This window comes from Streptomyces bullii (assembly GCF_042657145.1).
Taxonomy (GTDB): Bacteria; Actinomycetota; Actinomycetes; order Streptomycetales; family Streptomycetaceae; genus Streptomyces; species Streptomyces bullii.
Genome location: NZ_JBHSNY010000002.1, coordinates 644,210 through 658,269, shown reverse-complemented (window position 1 = coordinate 658,269; position 14,060 = coordinate 644,210). Strand labels below are relative to the sequence as shown.

Here is a 14,060-nt window from a genome sequence, read left to right as displayed (position 1 = left end):
CCCCGTGAAGGTCGGCTGCATCGGACTCGGCGACATCGCGCAGAAGGCCTACCTTCCGGTCCTCGCCTTCCAGCCCGGGGTCGAGCTGCACCTGCAGACCCGCACCCCGGCGACGCTCGCCCGGGTCGCCGACAGCCTCCACCTGCCCGGGGAACGGCGGCACACCGCCCTGGACTCCCTGCTCGCCCAGGGCCTCGACGCGGCTTTCGTGCACGCGCCGACGACCGCACACCCGGAGATCGTGACCAGGCTGCTCCAGGCGGGCGTACCGACGTACGTCGACAAGCCGCTGGCCTACGAACTCGCCGACTCCCAACGGCTGGTGAGCCTCGCCGAGGAGCGCAACGTCAGCCTCGCCGTCGGCTTCAACCGGCGCCACGCACCCGGGTACACGCAGTGCGCCGACCACCCGCGCGAGCTGATCCTCATGCAGAAGAACCGGATCGGGCTGCCGGAGGAGCCGCGCACGATGATCCTCGACGACTTCATCCACGTCGTCGACACGCTGCGCTTCCTGGTGCCCGGCCCGGTCGACGACGTGACGGTACGCGCCCGCGTCCAGGACGGCCTGCTCCACCACGTCGTCCTGCAACTGGCCGGAGAGGGCTTCACCGCGCTGGGTGTCATGAACCGGCTCAGCGGTTCCGCCGAGGAGATCCTGGAGGTGTCCGGGCAGGACACCAAGCGGCAGGTGGTCAACCTCGCCGAGGTGATCGACCACAAGGGGCAGCCGACCGTACGGCGGCGCGGGGACTGGGTGCCGGTGGCCCGGCAGCGCGGCATCGAACAGGCCGTGCTGGCGTTCCTGGACGCGGTCCGGGCGGGCGAGGTGCTCAGCGCCCGGGACGCGCTGGAGACCCATGAACTGTGCGAGCGGGTAGTACGCGCGGTTCAGGAGCCGGCCGCCTGAGCCGCAGCGCCCTCCCGCCCTCGGCGGCGCACCAGCCGGCGAGGACCAGCAGCGCCGCGAGCACCGTCCAGTCACCGAAGCGGACGTACGGCGTGGTGCCGTGCGCGAGCGGGATGTCGTACACCCGCGTGGTGCTCGCGTCGACGCCGAGCGCCGGGCCGATCCGCTGTCCGCTCGGCCCGTAGACCGCCGAGACGCCGGTCAGGGTGGCGTGCACCATGGGGCGGCCGGTCTCGGCGGCGCGCAGCGCGGCGAGCGAGGCGTGCTGCTGCGGTGCCCAGCTCTGCTGGAAGGTCGATGTCGCCGACTGGCCGATCAGGATGTCGGCGCCTGCCCGCGTGAGATGGCGGGTCATGTCGGGGAACGCGGTCTCGAAGCACACCATCGGGCCGACGTGCAGCCCGTTGCCGACGTTCATCACCACCTGCGCCGAACCGCGCCTGCGGTCCTCGCCCGCCGCCTCGCCGACGGAGGTCGCCCAGCCGAGCAGGGAGCGGGCCGGGACGTATTCGCCGAACGGGACGAGCCGCATCTTGTCGTAGCGGTCGCCGGTGAGGCCGTCCGGGCCGACCAGGATGGAGCTCTTGTAGATGCCGGGTCTGTCGGAGCGCCGGGCGTCGACGTTCACCAGGATGTCGGCGCCGGTCTCGCGTGACAGCGCCGCGAGCCGCCTGGCCAGGTCGGGCCGGTCGCCCAGGTCGAAACCGACGCTGCTCTCACCCCAGACGATCAGGTCGACGCCCTGGCCGGCGAGCCGCCGGGTGAGCTCCTCCTCGCGGTCGAACCGGCGGTCGCCGCTGTCCCGGCCCTGGATCACGCCGGGCTGCACGACGGCGACCGCGACCCGCTCGTCGACGCCCGGACGCGCTGACCACACCCAGGCCGCGGAGGTCGCGGCGGCCGTGGCGAGCAGCCCGGCCAGGGCCGGGACCCGGGCCCGCGGGACCGCCACGAGCACGGCGACCGCCACATTGAGGAGCACCAGCAGGAAGCTGATCAACCACACCCCGCCCACGGACGCCAGCCGCAGCGCCGGGTCGACCTGCCACTGGCTCGCGCCGAGCACGCCCCAGGGACCGCCGAGGCCCTCCCAGGAGCGGACCAGCTCCACCGCCAGCCAGCCCGACGGCAGCACGACCAGCGCGGCCGCGATCCGGCCGGGCGAGGGGAGCCCGCCCAGCAGACGGCGCACCAGCCAGCCCCACGGCGCCCACAGCGCCCCGAGCAGCGCGCCGATGACGAACGTGAACACGTGCAGGTTCGGCAGCAGCCAGTGGTGCATGGCCAGCATGAAACCGAACCCGCCCCACCAGCCGTCGTAGGCCGCGCGTTTCCCGGTCGGCGCGGTGCGGATCAGCAGGATCCACGGGACCAGCGCGACATAGGCGCACCACCACAGGGACGGTGCGGGGAAGGCCAGGACGGGCAGGGCGCCCGCGCCCGCCGCGGCGGCCGAGCGGCGCCACGGGGAGGCGAGCCAGTGGCCTAGCGTCTTCATAGGCGCCTCCTACCCCGCGGTGCCTCCAGTGTGCGCCCTGCGAGTGATCCGGAACAGAGCGCCTCGGCTCCGCCGATCACGGAACGGGCCGGTCGGCACGGTCGATCGCTCACCGGACGTTTCGGCTCAGTTGATCACAGGTGCCGCCGCGCGCTCCGGAAGGCGCCGCCACTTCTCCCGTACGACGACCTCGCGCAGCCGCCAGCCGTCGTCGGTCCGCAGCGCCGCGAAGGCGTACCGGCCGCCGCACACGAGGTCGGGCCCGGAGCCGGAGCCGGCGGTGCCCATCGGACTGACGTAGTCGGCCTGGACATCGGCCGTGTCGCCGGTGTCCTGCTCCCAAGTGCCGAACCGCACCCGGCGGTTGACGATCAGGTGCTGGCGCATCGGGAACAGCCGCATGCTCTCGGCGAGCCATGAGGCGATCGTCCCGGCATCGCCCTCGATGCCGCCGGCCGAGCGGTAGTCCGCCCGCCCGTCCGGGGTGAACAGCCCCCGGTACGCCGTCCAGTCGCCGTCGTCCACCGCCACCGCGTAATCGGTGATCAGACCGTCGACGGCCATTCGGTCCCTCACGGTAGCGAGCTCCACGCGCTGCGTCATCGGCTCAGTGTTGGGCATCCGGGGTGCCGCGCCAAGGGGTACGACCACATCGCCGCGAGGTGGGTCACGGGGAGCGCGGCGGGTGTGTCCCGTAATCTGCGGCGATATTCGGTGGCCGTGGGCGGCCGCCGGGGCCGAGTCTGGGTCGGTGAATGATCAGCAGGACCCCATGTTCCGCGTACGCGCGCACCACACCGACTCCACGATCACCGTCTACCAGGCCTACCGCCCGGAGATCGGCCGCGTGGCGGCCCGCACCGGCCGCTTCCCGTCGTCCTGGAAGCGGGACCGCATGACGTGGATCAAGCCGTCCTTCCTGTGGATGATGTACCGCTGCGGCTGGGGCGGTAAGGAGGGCCAGGAGACGGTCCTGGCGATCGAGATCAGCCGTGCCGGGTTCGTCTGGGCGCTGCGCCGGGCGTGCCTGTCGCACCACGTCCCGGCCCTGCACGGTGACCAGGCGTCCTGGAGGCGGCAGTTGAGGCGGGCGCCGACGCGTGTGCAGTGGGACCCGGAGCGGGATCTGCGTCTCGATCCGCTGCCGTACCGGTCGTTGCAGCTGGGCCTCGCCGGAGAGGCGGCGGCCCGGTACGCCGACGAGTGGATCGTCGGCATCGAGGACGTCACGCCTCTCGCCCGGCAGATTTACGCGCACGTGCGGGCGGGCGAACTCGACCGTGCCGCCGGGCTGCTGCCCGAGGAACGGCCGTATCCACTCGGCGCGGACGTGCTCGCGCACCTGCGCCCCTAGGCTGGTCGGACTCTCGCACTGGAGGCGCGGATGAAACGTCTCGTGACGGTCGTCACCGGCGCCAGCCGGGGCATCGGTGCCGCGACCTGCCTGCGCCTCGCTGCGGACGGGCACGACGTGGTGGTGGGCTACGTCCGCCACCCGGGGGCCGCCGAAGAGGTGGTCGACGGGGTACGGAACGCCGGGGCGCGCGGCCTGGCCGTGCGGGCCGACACGGCGGTCGAGGAGGACGTCGAGCGGCTCTTCGAGACGGCCGAGCGGGAGCTCGGGCCGGTGACGGGGCTGGTGAACAACGCCGGGGGGAGCGGGCCGCTGGGGCGGCTCGCCGACACCGACACCGCGCACCTGCGGCGGGTCGTGGACGTCAACCTCCTCGGCACGCTGCTGTGTTCGCGTCGCGCCGCCCAGCTCATGGCGCCGCGGGGGAGCGGAGTGATCGTGAACGTGTCGTCGGCCGCCGCGACCCTCGGCAGCCCCGGCGAGTACGTCCACTACGCGGCGACCAAGGCCGCCCTCGACGCTCTGACGCTGGGCCTGGCCAAGGAGCTCGGCCCGGACGGCATCCGCGTGAACGCGGTAGCGCCCGGGGTGATCGACACGGGGATGCACGCGGCGACGGGGGACCCGGACCGCGCCCGGCGCGCGGCCGGCACGATCCCGCTGCGCCGGCCGGGAAGGGCCGATGAGATCGCCGCGGCCATCGCGTGGCTGATGTCACCGGACGCCTCGTACACGACGGGGGCGGTGCTGAGGGTGTCGGGCGGCCGCTGAGGCCCGGGGCCGGGGGTCCGGGGCCGGGATGCCTGGCGTGAGCGGCCCGCGGCCACCCTGCGTGGCGCCCTCAGGCAGCCTCGACGACCTCGCTGCGGATCGCGGCCGCCCACTCGACGACCAGCAGCTCGTACTCCTCGCGCTCCTGGGCCGACAGGGACCCACCCGCGCGCCGCCACAGGGCACGGATCTGCTCGTTCACCTCGGCTGCAGACCGCACGGAACCAGGGGTCACGGAATCGGGGGACATGCGGACAAGCCTAGGCGCAAGCACTGACAGTCCGCTACCGGACGGCTACGGGACCGGTATGGGTTTGGTCACGGGGGCGGGTGCACGGGGTCGGCGGTGCATTTTCCGGCGGTCGGGGGAGGGGCGCAGTACGGGAAGTGCTGACTGGGAGATCAGCAGGGAGCGGCGTAGGCCCTGGTGGTCGGGGGCGGGGGCCGGGGCCGACCCGGTGGTCGGGGAGCGGGGCTGGGACCGGGCCGCGTGGTCGGCGCAGCGCCGTCCGTGCCGTTCGGCGGCCGGCGAGCGCCGTCTGTCCGCCTCGGCGGTGGGTCGGCGGGCTGCGTCCCGTCCGGTGGTCGGCGGAGCGGGTCCGTGCCGTCCCGGCGGTTGGCGAGTGCTGTCCGTGCCGCTGCGGCGGTAGGGGTGCGGGGCCATCGACCGGCAGGTGGTTGGCCGAGCCAGGCACATGGCTCCAGCGGAGCGCGGTGAGGTCGTCGGGCGGCGGCATCCCGCCGGGGTCCGGGCCCGGTGGGCCGAGAGCCGAGGCGCGGCATCGGCGCAGGGACGCGGAAGTGGCGCGAGCGAGCCGCAGGGTGAGGGCGGGACGGCCCGGCAGGGCGGTGCGCGGTCCGGGTGTCGTGCCCCGTCGGCGGGTCAGCCTGCCGACTCCGCCGCGTGGGGGCTCAGGACGCCCATGGTGACCAGGACGATGATGACGATGCCGAGCGCTATGCGGTACCAGACGAACGGCATGAAGCTCTTCGTCGAGATGAACTTCATGAACCACGCGATCACGGCGTATCCGGTCGCGAAGGCGATGATCGTGGCGAAGATCGTCGGTCCCCAGGAGACGTGGTCGTTCTCCATCGCGTCCTTGAGTTCGTACAGGCCGGAGGCCAGCACCGCGGGGATCGCGAGCAGGAAGGAGTAGCGGGCCGCGGCCTCGCGGCGGTAGCCCATGAACAGGCCGCCGCTGATCGTGGCGCCGGAGCGGGAGACGCCCGGGATGAGAGCCATCGCCTGGCAGGCGCCGTAGATCAGGCCGTCCCGGACGCCCAGGTCCTCCAGGCCCTTGCGCTGCTTGGGCGCGCGATGCCGGCCGCCGCTCTCGTCCCGGGCCGCCAGCCGGTCGGCGATGCCGAGGACGATGCCCATGCCGATCAGCATCGCGGCCGTGATCCGCAGGTCGCGGAACGGGCCCTCGATCTGGTCCTTGAGCGTGACGCCGAGCACGCCGATCGGGATCGAGCCGACGATGACCAGCCAGCCCATGCGCGCGTCGGGGTCCCTGCGCATCGCCTTGTCCGTGAGCGAGCGCGTCCACGCCGAGAGGATCCGCCCGATGTCCTTGCGGAAGTAGATCAGCACCGCGGTCTCCGTGCCGATCTGCGTGATCGCCGTGAAGGCCGCGCCCGGGTCCTTCCAGCCCGAGAAGGCGGCCGTCAGCCGCAGATGCGCGCTGGAGGAGACGGGGAGGAACTCGGTCAGTCCCTGGACGAGTCCGAGGATGAGGGATTCAAACCAAGACATGTGAGGTAACCGAGTCCAAGTGCCGATCGAGGAACGGGCGATGGGCACACCACGCCGCCTGTGCGGTGATCAAGGGGATCAGGCGTGCCGAGGGGGAAGCGTAGCGCCCCTCGGTGACAGCCCCGACACAGGGGCCGGGAAGCGGGCTTCGGGGACGGCTCAGGCGGCCGTCGGACCCGTCACGGTCCAGCCGGGCGCCTGCGGGTGGGCCCGCAGGTCCTCGTGGCGCACCGCCTCGCCGCAGGAGCGGCAGGTGACGACCGGGACGAGCTCGTTGCCGCAGGTGTGCTCGATCACCATCGGCCGGTCGCCGTCCTCGCGCAGGTGCCGGTCGCCCCACGCCATGAGGGTCATCAGGACCGGCTCCAGCTCCAGCCCGGCCTGCGTCGGCCGGTACTCGAAGCGCTGCGGGCGCTCGCTGTAGGGGCGCTTTTCCAGGATCCCGGCGTCGACGAGCCGCCGCAGCCGGGTGGCCAGGATGTCGCGCGGGGCACCGATGTTGCGCACCAGCTGGTCGAACCGGCCGTTGCCGAGGCACACCTCCCGCAGGACGAGCAGCGAGTACTTCTCGCCGACGAGCGCCAGGGTGTCGGCGATGGAGCAGGGGCGCGGGTCTTTGGTGGCGGCCATGACGCCCAGTCTAAGTGAGGGTTGGATTTTCCAACCCATCGGGTTATGGTGGGTTCAGATTTCCTACTCACCGGTAATCGCCCTGGCGAACCGGCCATCGCCCCGGCGGCCAAGGAGGCCCGCGCATGCGTGACGCAGTCATCGTCGAAGCCGTACGCACCCCGATCGGCAAGGGCAAACCGAACGGCGCCCTCGCGCACGTCCACCCCGTGGAGCTCCTCGCCCACACCCTGCGCACCCTCGTCGAGCGCTCCGGCGTCGACCCGGCACTGATCGACGACGTCATCGGCGGCACCGTCGACCAGGTCGGCGAGCAGGCCATGAACACCACCCGGTACGCCGCCCTCTCGGCGGGCTTCCCCGAGTCGGTGCCCGCGACCACCGTGGACCGCCAGTGCGGATCCTCCCAGCAGGCCGTGCACTTCGCCGCGCAGGGCGTCATCTCGGGCGCGTACGACCTCGTCGTCGCCTGCGGTGTGGAGTCGATGAGCCGGGTGCCGATGTGGTCGAACGTGCCGGAGGGCAAGGACCCCTTCGGCCCCGGTATCGCCGAGCGCTACCCGGAGGGCCTGGTCCCGCAGGGCATCAGCGCCGAGCTGATCGCCGCCAAGTGGTCGATCACCCGCGAGCACATGGACGCCTTCGCCGTCACCTCGCACCGCAGGGCAGCCGCGGCCTGGGAGGCCGGCCTGTTCGACGCCGAGGTCGCACCGCTGGACGGAGTGGCGCGCGATGAGTGCGTACGGCCGGGCAGCACTCCCGGGATCCTGGCCGGTCTGAAGCCCGCCTACTACGACCCGGCCTACGCCGAGCGCTTCCCGCAGATCGAGTGGAACGTCACCGCGGGCAACGCCAGCCCCATCAACGACGGCGCCTCCGCCGTCCTCATCACGTCGGGCGAGACCGCCCGGCGCCTCGGGCTGCGGCCGCTCGCCCGGCTGCACAGTTTCGCCGTCACGGGATCCGACCCGCTGCTGATGCTGACGGGTGTCGTTCCGGCCACGGACCAGGTGCTGCGCAGGGCCCACCTGACCCTGGACGACATCGACCTGTTCGAGGTGAACGAGGCGTTCGCCGCCGTCGTGCTGGCCTGGCAGCAGGAGACCGGCGCGGACCCCGAGAGGGTCAACGTGCACGGCGGCGCCATCGCCCTCGGCCACCCGCTCGGCGCGAGCGGCACCCGGCTGACGACGACGCTCGTCCACGCGATGCGCGAGCGCGGGGCCCGCTACGCCCTGCAGACGATGTGCGAGGCGGGCGGACTCGCCAACGCGATGATCCTCGAAGGCGTGTGAGCGACCGGTCCTCGACCGGTTTGCTGATCCGCGCTCAACGGGCGCGCAGGTGGTGGCGCTTGCGCCAGGCCACCACCACGCCACCCAGCGCGGGCAGGGCGATACAGGCCAGGGCGATGAGGAAGGCCGGTGACGTCGGCGTCGAGGCGCGGGCGCCGGCGACGACGTAGGCGGCGGTGTTCGGGATCGACCCGAGGGCCGTCGCCAGCAGGAACGGCAGCAGGCCCATGCGGGAGACGGCGGCGCAGTAGTTCGCGGCCCAGAACGGCACGCCCGGGAACAGCCGCACCGCCAGCATCGAGCGGAAGCCGTGCCGGCTCAGCTGGCCGTCCGCCGCCTTCAGCCAGCGGCCCCGCAGCAGCGGCCGCAGGGCCTCCTGGCCCAGCGCCCGCCCCAGGCAGAACGCGATCCCGGCGCCGAGCACCGTGCCCGCCAGAGCCGCGCCGAGGCCGAGCTGCGAGCCGAACAGCGCACCCGCCGCGAGGTTCAGCAGCGGCCGGGGCACGAACGCCACCGTGCACACCCCGTACGCCACCGCGAACACCAGTGCCGCCGCGGCTCCGCCGAGCTGGGGCGGCCAGCCGTCCACCAGCAGCTTCTGCGGTTCGAACAGCAGCATCGTAAAGGCGGCCGCGAGGAGCAGCGCGACGAGCAGGGACAGCCGCGACCACGGCGAGAGCAGGACTCTCGTGCATCGGGCGGTGAAGCCGCTGGTGGCCGTGGCGACGGTCAGTTCCGTGGCGACGGTCAGATCGGCGGCGGCGTCCAGCTCCGCGGCGGCCCGGGGAGAGACCGCGGCGGTGCCCCCAGAGCGGGTGGTGGCATCGAGCATCCGGTGACACTAACCGACAAATGTGTGTGATCGCCGTATCGTTCGTCTCATGCGGGTCACAGGCCGGGAAACGCCGAGTGCGCCGCGCAGCGCGCTCGCCGACACCGTGCTGGAGCGGCTCACCGCCACGTACGCCGCCGCGGCCGATACCGAGCGGGCCGCGCCCATGCGCGCGTACATGAAGGACATGGCCCCGTTCCTGGGCCTGCCCACCCCCGTGCGCCGCTCCCTGTCACGCACCGTCCTGCGGGACACACCCCGCCCCGACGAGGCCGATTGCACCGCCGTCGCCCTGCGCTGCTGGGCGCTGCCCCAGCGCGAGTACCACTACTTCGCCGTCGACTACCTGCGCCGCCATGTGCGGCACTGCTCGTCGGGCTTCCTGCCCGTGGCCCGGCACCTGATCACGACCGTCCCCTGGTGGGACACCGTCGATCCGCTCGCGGCGCACGTCGTCGGCCCGCTGGTCGCGGCCGACCCGACACTCACGGCGGACATGGACGCCTGGATCGACGCCGACGACCTGTGGCTGGTCCGCGCCGCCCTGCTCCATCAGCTGCGGTACAAGGAGCGCACCGACGTCGAACGCCTCTTCCGCTACTGCCTTCGCCAGGCGGGGCACGGCGACTTCTTCGTCCGCAAGGCCGTCGGCTGGTGCCTGCGCGAGTACGGCAGCACCGACCCGGAGGCCGTGCGCGCCTTCCTGGCACGGGAGGGCGGCCGTTTCGCGCCGCTGTCGGTGCGGGAGGCGCTGAAGAACATCGAGGGCTGAACCTCCCTGCGCGGAAAAACCGTTCGACGCCGGGCAAAGCGTCGGTAATGATCGACGTCATGTTCCGGTACGCCTTCGTTCTCGCAGCATCCGCCGCCGCGGATGCTCCGAAGGCTGCCGTCGCCGTGCTCACGGCCGTCGCCGACGGCGCCCGAAGCTGACCCTCCCCGGATCGTCCGGCGGACCCCGCAGGGGGAGGGTCGGCGGTTCCTCGGGGTCCCACCTTCCTACGAGGCTTCGAGGTACAGCCATGTCCAAGACGGCGTACGTCCGCACCAAACCCCACCTCAACATCGGCACGATGGGCCATGTCGACCACGGCAAGACCACCCTGACCGCCGCCATCACCAAGGTTCTGGCCGAGCGCGGCTCGGGCACCTTCGTGCCGTTCGACCGCATCGACCGGGCGCCCGAGGAGGCGGCGCGCGGCATCACCATCAACATCGCGCACGTCGAGTACGAGACCGACACCCGTCACTACGCACACGTCGACATGCCCGGTCACGCCGACTACGTGAAGAACATGGTCACCGGCGCCGCGCAGCTCGACGGGGCGATCCTCGTCGTCTCCGCGCTGGACGGGATCATGCCGCAGACCGCCGAGCACGTGCTGCTCGCCCGGCAGGTGGGCGTGAACCACATCGTGGTCGCGCTCAACAAGGCCGACGCGGGGGACGAGGAGCTCACCGACCTGGTCGAGCTGGAGGTCCGCGACCTGCTCACCGCGCACGGCTACGGCGGTGACTCGGTACCCGTCGTACGGGTCTCGGGCCTAAAGGCGCTGGAGGGGGACCCGCGCTGGACTGCGTCGGTCGAGGCACTGCTCGACGCGGTCGACACCTACGTGCCGATGCCGGAGCGGTATCTGGACGCGCCGTTCCTGCTGCCGGTGGAGAACGTGCTGACCATCACCGGCCGGGGCACGGTGGTGACGGGTGCGGTGGAGCGCGGGACCGTGCGCGTCGGTGACCGGGTGGAGGTGCTCGGAGCCGAGGTGGAGACCGTGGTGACCGGCCTGGAGACCTTCGGCAAGCCGATGGAGGAGGCCCAGGCCGGGGACAACGTGGCGCTGCTGCTGCGGGGCGTCCCCCGGGACGCGGTGCGGCGGGGGCACGTGGTGGCCGCGCCGGGGAGTGTGGTGCCGAGCCGTCGGTTCTCGGCGCAGGTGTATGTGCTGTCCGCTCGGGAGGGGGGTCGTACGACGCCGGTGTCGACCGGGTACCGGCCGCAGTTCTACATCCGTACGGCGGACGTGGTCGGTGACGTCGACCTCGGTGAGGCGGCCGTGGCGCGGCCCGGCGAGACGGTGGTGATGACCGTGGAGCTGGGGCGGGAGGTGCCGTTGGAGCCGGGGCTCGGCTTCGCCGTCCGTGAGGGCGGCAGGACCGTCGGCGCGGGGACCGTGACCGCCGTCGGGTGAGTGCCGGGCGCCGTGCGTGGGGGGCCGCGGGGCCGCTGACGCCCGTCGCGCTCAGGCGGCGGAGCCGCATGTCAGCGCAGCCCCGCGGCCCTTGAAGGCGTCGCGCGCTCGCACAATGGAGAAGTGAACGAGCCGATCCCCGTGACCCGCGTCGTCGATCACGGCACCGCCAAGCTGATGCCCGACGTCGACCGGGAGCGGGCCTGGCTGCTCACGGTCGACGGGGCGCCGCAGTCGTATGTCGACCTGGACGAGCCGACGCATCTGGAGTTCGAGTACGCGCGGCGGCTCGGGCATGTGCTGGACACGGTGGCGGAGCCGGGGCGGGCGTTGGACGTGCTGCATCTCGGTGGGGGTGCGCTCACGTTGCCCAGGTATCTGGCGGCCACCCGGCCCGGTTCACGGCAGGACGTCGTCGAGGCCGACCGCGGTCTGCTGGAATTGGTGGCCGAGCATCTGCCGCTGCCGGAGGGCTCGGGCGTCGCGCTGCACGCGGCGGATGCCCGGGCCTGGCTGGAGGCCGCTCCCGACGGCTCGGTGGACGTGCTCCTCGCCGACGTCTTCGGCGGCTCCCGGGTGCCGGCGCACCTGACGTCCGTCGCCTATGCCCGTGAGGCGGGGCGCGTCCTGCGCCACGGCGGCGTCTATGCGGCCAACCTCGCCGACGCCGCGCCGTTCGCCTTCCTGCGCTCCCAGCTCGCCACCTTCGCCACGGTCTTCGCGGAGCTGGCGCTGATCGCCGAGCCGGGCGTGCTGCGCGGGCGCCGCTTCGGCAACGCGGTGCTGGTCGCCGCCCACCGGCCGGTCGACGTGGCCGCCCTGGTCCGGCTCACCGCCGCCGACGCCTTCCCGGCTAGGGTCGAACACGGCCCGGGCCTGCGGGACTTCACCGGTGGTGCGCGACCGGTCCGGGACGAGGACGCCGTGCCGTCACCCGAGCCCCCCGACGGGGCGTTCGGCATCGGCTGATCCGTCTTTGCCGCCGTCCTGCGCGGCGGTGTTCCAGGTCACGTACGTGGTCCTGCGTCGCAGGTCACGCACGTCCGGCACGCACAGCACCGCCGCCGTCACCAGCACCACCAGGCCCGCGCAGCCCCACAGCGCGGCCGGCCGCCCGAAGGCCGACTCGGCCGGTCCCGCCAGCGCCGTGGCCAGCGGCACGAGGGCGACCGAGCCGAACCAGTCGTACGCAGAGACCCGGGACAGCTTCTCCTCCGGTATCTCCTGGTGGAGCGCGGTCATCCAGGAGACGCCGAACACCTCCAGGGTCACGCCGGTCACGAACATCACCGCGCACAGCACCCCCACCGGGACCGGCACGGCGAGCGCGGCCGACGGCAGGGCGAGCGGGAACACGCACAGGGTCCCGGCGAGGAGCAGTCGGCGCGGCTTCCAGCGGGTCATCAGCAGGGCGCCGGCGACCGTGCCCGCGCCGAAGAGGCCCAGCGCGAGTCCCCACGGTGCCGCGCCGCCCAGGTGATCGCGGGCGACGAGCGGGCCGTACACCGCGTCGGCGGCGCCGACGACCGCGTTGGCGATGGAGAACTGCACGACGATGGCCCACAGCCACGGCCGGCCCGCGAACTCCCGCCAGCCGTCCCTGAGGTCGGCGAGCAGGCCGCCGCCCGGCGCGCGGGGCGGGATGTGGCCGACGTCGAGGAAGGCACGCAGCGCCCCCGCGACCGCGAACGCCGCCGCGTCCGCCGCGAGGACCCACCCGGGCCCCACCGCGGCGACCATGGCGCCGCCGAGCGCGGCACCGCCCACGGCCGCGCCCTGCATCGCCATCCGGAACACCGCGAAGGCGCGGCCCGCGTGCTCGCCCTGGACCGACGACAGCAGCATGCCCTCGGCGGCCGGGCTGAAGAACGCCTGGCCGGCGCCGCCCAGCGCGGTCAGCAGCATCATCTGCCACAGCTGCGGCCGGCCGGCCAGCACGAGCGCGGCGAACGCGGCCTGTGACAGGCAGTTCAGGGCGTTGGCTGCGACCATCACGCGGTGCCGCGGCAGCCGGTCCGCGACGGCGCCGCCGATCAGCAGGAACAGCACCAGCGGCAGGGTGCGGGCGGCGGCCACCAGTCCCACGTCGCCGCCGTCGCCGCCCGTTTCGATGACCGCGAAGGCCGCCGCGATCAGGGCGCCGTGGCTGCCCAGGTTGGTGACGAACGCCGAGACGGTCAGCAGCGTGTAGGTGCGGCCCGCCCATGCGGGGCGGCGGCGGGAGACGGCGAGCGAGATCACGACGTGACTATCGCCGCGGCGAGGCCGGTCCGCCAAATGCGTTTCCGGGCGGGGACCGGCTCGGGGAGAGGGTTCGGCGCACCCTTTCCAGGCACGCTACTCACGGGTAACATGCGGTCATGAGCGCAGACCAGATGTCCATCGGCGAGATGCTCGCCGCCACGGTGCCCATGGCCCGGACCTTGAACCTCGAGTTCTTGGAGGCCACCCCGGAGAAGGCGGTGGTGGCCCTGCCGGACCAGAGCGAGTACCACAACCACGTGGGCGGGCCGCACGCCGGAGCGATGTTCACGCTCGGCGAGTCCGCGAGCGGGGCGATCGTGCTGGCCGCGTTCGGGGACCAGCTCTCGCGGGCGGTGCCGCTCGCCGTCCGCGCCGAGATCGCCTACAAGAAGCTGGCGATGGGCCCCGTCACCGCCACCGCGACGCTGGGCCGGCCCGCCGCCGAGGTCGTCGCGGAACTGGACGCGGGCGAGCGCCCCGAGTTCCCGGTGTCCATCGCCCTCCAGCGCGCGGACGGTGCCGTCACCGGCGAGATGACCGTGGTGTGGACCCTGCGCCCGAACGGCTGAGCGCCG

General features: G+C 73.0%; 15 protein-coding genes. 8 read left to right on the top strand and 7 right to left on the bottom strand.

Translation table 11 applies throughout. The annotated features are described in order from the left end of the window. The first annotated feature begins 4 nt into the window (after positions 1-4). Positions 5-910, top strand: a complete 906-nt coding sequence (locus ACFPZJ_RS07120) for a Gfo/Idh/MocA family protein (protein ID WP_381018714.1) — start codon at positions 5-7, stop codon at positions 908-910. On the opposite strand, the gene lnt is transcribed toward ACFPZJ_RS07120, so the two are convergent. Both lnt and ACFPZJ_RS07110 read right to left on the bottom strand, forming a co-directional pair. Continuing rightward, complete coding sequence (gene lnt / locus ACFPZJ_RS07115; protein ID WP_381018713.1) at positions 834-2,408, bottom strand: apolipoprotein N-acyltransferase; 1,575 nt, start codon at positions 2,406-2,408, stop codon at positions 834-836. The two genes, ACFPZJ_RS07120 and lnt, sit on opposite strands and share 77 nt — an antisense overlap. Before the next feature lie 126 nt (positions 2,409-2,534). Next, positions 2,535-3,011, bottom strand: a complete 477-nt coding sequence (locus ACFPZJ_RS07110; protein ID WP_381018711.1) for a nuclear transport factor 2 family protein — start codon at positions 3,009-3,011, stop codon at positions 2,535-2,537. A gap of 169 nt (positions 3,012-3,180) precedes the next feature. Here ACFPZJ_RS07110 and ACFPZJ_RS07105 point away from each other — a divergent pair, with 169 nt between their 5' ends. Both ACFPZJ_RS07105 and ACFPZJ_RS07100 read left to right on the top strand, forming a co-directional pair. Further along, positions 3,181-3,762: a DUF4291 domain-containing protein gene (locus ACFPZJ_RS07105; protein WP_381019004.1), complete on the top strand. Its 582-nt coding sequence runs from the start codon at positions 3,181-3,183 to the stop codon at positions 3,760-3,762. A gap of 30 nt (positions 3,763-3,792) precedes the next feature. After that, a complete protein-coding gene (locus ACFPZJ_RS07100; protein WP_381018710.1) occupies positions 3,793-4,533 on the top strand; it encodes an SDR family NAD(P)-dependent oxidoreductase in 741 nt (246 codons plus the stop codon). A 70-nt stretch (positions 4,534-4,603) separates the two neighbouring features. Here the strand turns inward: ACFPZJ_RS07100 and ACFPZJ_RS07095 are convergent, their stop codons facing one another. From ACFPZJ_RS07095 to ACFPZJ_RS07085, 3 genes are all read right to left on the bottom strand, one after another. Beyond that, positions 4,604-4,783 carry a hypothetical protein gene (locus ACFPZJ_RS07095; RefSeq protein ID WP_381018709.1) on the bottom strand — a complete coding sequence of 60 codons (180 nt, stop codon included), beginning with the start codon at positions 4,781-4,783 and terminating at the stop codon, positions 4,604-4,606. A gap of 633 nt (positions 4,784-5,416) precedes the next feature. Beyond that, complete coding sequence (locus ACFPZJ_RS07090; RefSeq protein WP_381018707.1) at positions 5,417-6,292, bottom strand: undecaprenyl-diphosphate phosphatase; 876 nt, start codon at positions 6,290-6,292, stop codon at positions 5,417-5,419. Positions 6,293-6,451: 159 nt separating this feature from the next. After that, complete coding sequence (locus ACFPZJ_RS07085; RefSeq protein ID WP_381018705.1) at positions 6,452-6,922, bottom strand: winged helix-turn-helix transcriptional regulator; 471 nt, start codon at positions 6,920-6,922, stop codon at positions 6,452-6,454. A gap of 125 nt (positions 6,923-7,047) precedes the next feature. On the opposite strand from ACFPZJ_RS07085, the gene ACFPZJ_RS07080 reads away from it, so the two are divergent. Further along, positions 7,048-8,217 carry a thiolase family protein gene (locus ACFPZJ_RS07080; protein ID WP_381018703.1) on the top strand — a complete coding sequence of 390 codons (1,170 nt, stop codon included), beginning with the start codon at positions 7,048-7,050 and terminating at the stop codon, positions 8,215-8,217. Between the two features lie 34 nt (positions 8,218-8,251). Here the strand turns inward: ACFPZJ_RS07080 and ACFPZJ_RS07075 are convergent, their stop codons facing one another. Beyond that, positions 8,252-9,049, bottom strand: coding sequence for a TVP38/TMEM64 family protein (locus tag ACFPZJ_RS07075; protein ID WP_381018701.1), 798 nt, complete (start codon positions 9,047-9,049; stop codon positions 8,252-8,254). A 49-nt stretch (positions 9,050-9,098) separates the two neighbouring features. Here ACFPZJ_RS07075 and ACFPZJ_RS07070 point away from each other — a divergent pair, with 49 nt between their 5' ends. The 3 genes from ACFPZJ_RS07070 (at position 9,099) to ACFPZJ_RS07060 (ending at position 12,210) form a co-directional block, all read left to right on the top strand. Continuing rightward, the gene (locus ACFPZJ_RS07070) at positions 9,099-9,821 is read left to right on the top strand and encodes a DNA alkylation repair protein (RefSeq protein WP_381018699.1); all 723 of its coding nucleotides are present in this window, start codon (positions 9,099-9,101) and stop codon (positions 9,819-9,821) included. 250 nt (positions 9,822-10,071) lie between these two features. Continuing rightward, on the top strand, positions 10,072-11,241 hold the full coding sequence (gene tuf, locus ACFPZJ_RS07065) for an elongation factor Tu (RefSeq protein WP_381018697.1): 1,170 nt from the start codon (positions 10,072-10,074) through the stop codon (positions 11,239-11,241). Positions 11,242-11,364: 123 nt separating this feature from the next. Beyond that, positions 11,365-12,210: a spermidine synthase gene (locus ACFPZJ_RS07060; protein WP_381018695.1), complete on the top strand. Its 846-nt coding sequence runs from the start codon at positions 11,365-11,367 to the stop codon at positions 12,208-12,210. Here the strand turns inward: ACFPZJ_RS07060 and ACFPZJ_RS07055 are convergent. Next, positions 12,172-13,482, bottom strand: coding sequence for an MFS transporter (locus tag ACFPZJ_RS07055; protein WP_381018693.1), 1,311 nt, complete (start codon positions 13,480-13,482; stop codon positions 12,172-12,174). The genes ACFPZJ_RS07060 and ACFPZJ_RS07055 overlap by 39 nt on opposite strands. A gap of 134 nt (positions 13,483-13,616) precedes the next feature. Between ACFPZJ_RS07055 and ACFPZJ_RS07050 the strand changes: the two genes are divergently transcribed. Next, complete coding sequence (locus ACFPZJ_RS07050) at positions 13,617-14,054, top strand: DUF4442 domain-containing protein (RefSeq protein ID WP_381019003.1); 438 nt, start codon at positions 13,617-13,619, stop codon at positions 14,052-14,054. The last annotated feature ends 6 nt before the right edge of the window (positions 14,055-14,060 follow it).

What these genes read in the sequence shown, in the direction of transcription:
- lnt (WP_381018713.1), bottom strand. Translation starts at nt 2,408, where the DNA reads ATGAAGACGCTAGGCCACTGGCTCGCCTCCCCGTGGCGCCGCTCGGCC.
- ACFPZJ_RS07110 (WP_381018711.1), bottom strand. Translation starts at nt 3,011, where the DNA reads ATGACGCAGCGCGTGGAGCTCGCTACCGTGAGGGACCGAATGGCCGTC.
- ACFPZJ_RS07105 (WP_381019004.1), top strand. Translation starts at nt 3,181, where the DNA reads ATGTTCCGCGTACGCGCGCACCACACCGACTCCACGATCACCGTCTAC.
- ACFPZJ_RS07100 (WP_381018710.1), top strand. Translation starts at nt 3,793, where the DNA reads ATGAAACGTCTCGTGACGGTCGTCACCGGCGCCAGCCGGGGCATCGGT.
- ACFPZJ_RS07095 (WP_381018709.1), bottom strand. Translation starts at nt 4,783, where the DNA reads ATGTCCCCCGATTCCGTGACCCCTGGTTCCGTGCGGTCTGCAGCCGAG.
- ACFPZJ_RS07090 (WP_381018707.1), bottom strand. Translation starts at nt 6,292, where the DNA reads ATGTCTTGGTTTGAATCCCTCATCCTCGGACTCGTCCAGGGACTGACC.
- ACFPZJ_RS07085 (WP_381018705.1), bottom strand. Translation starts at nt 6,922, where the DNA reads ATGGCCGCCACCAAAGACCCGCGCCCCTGCTCCATCGCCGACACCCTG.
- ACFPZJ_RS07080 (WP_381018703.1), top strand. Translation starts at nt 7,048, where the DNA reads ATGCGTGACGCAGTCATCGTCGAAGCCGTACGCACCCCGATCGGCAAG.
- ACFPZJ_RS07075 (WP_381018701.1), bottom strand. Translation starts at nt 9,049, where the DNA reads ATGCTCGATGCCACCACCCGCTCTGGGGGCACCGCCGCGGTCTCTCCC.
- ACFPZJ_RS07070 (WP_381018699.1), top strand. Translation starts at nt 9,099, where the DNA reads ATGCGGGTCACAGGCCGGGAAACGCCGAGTGCGCCGCGCAGCGCGCTC.
- tuf (WP_381018697.1), top strand. Translation starts at nt 10,072, where the DNA reads ATGTCCAAGACGGCGTACGTCCGCACCAAACCCCACCTCAACATCGGC.
- ACFPZJ_RS07050 (WP_381019003.1), top strand. Translation starts at nt 13,617, where the DNA reads ATGTCCATCGGCGAGATGCTCGCCGCCACGGTGCCCATGGCCCGGACC.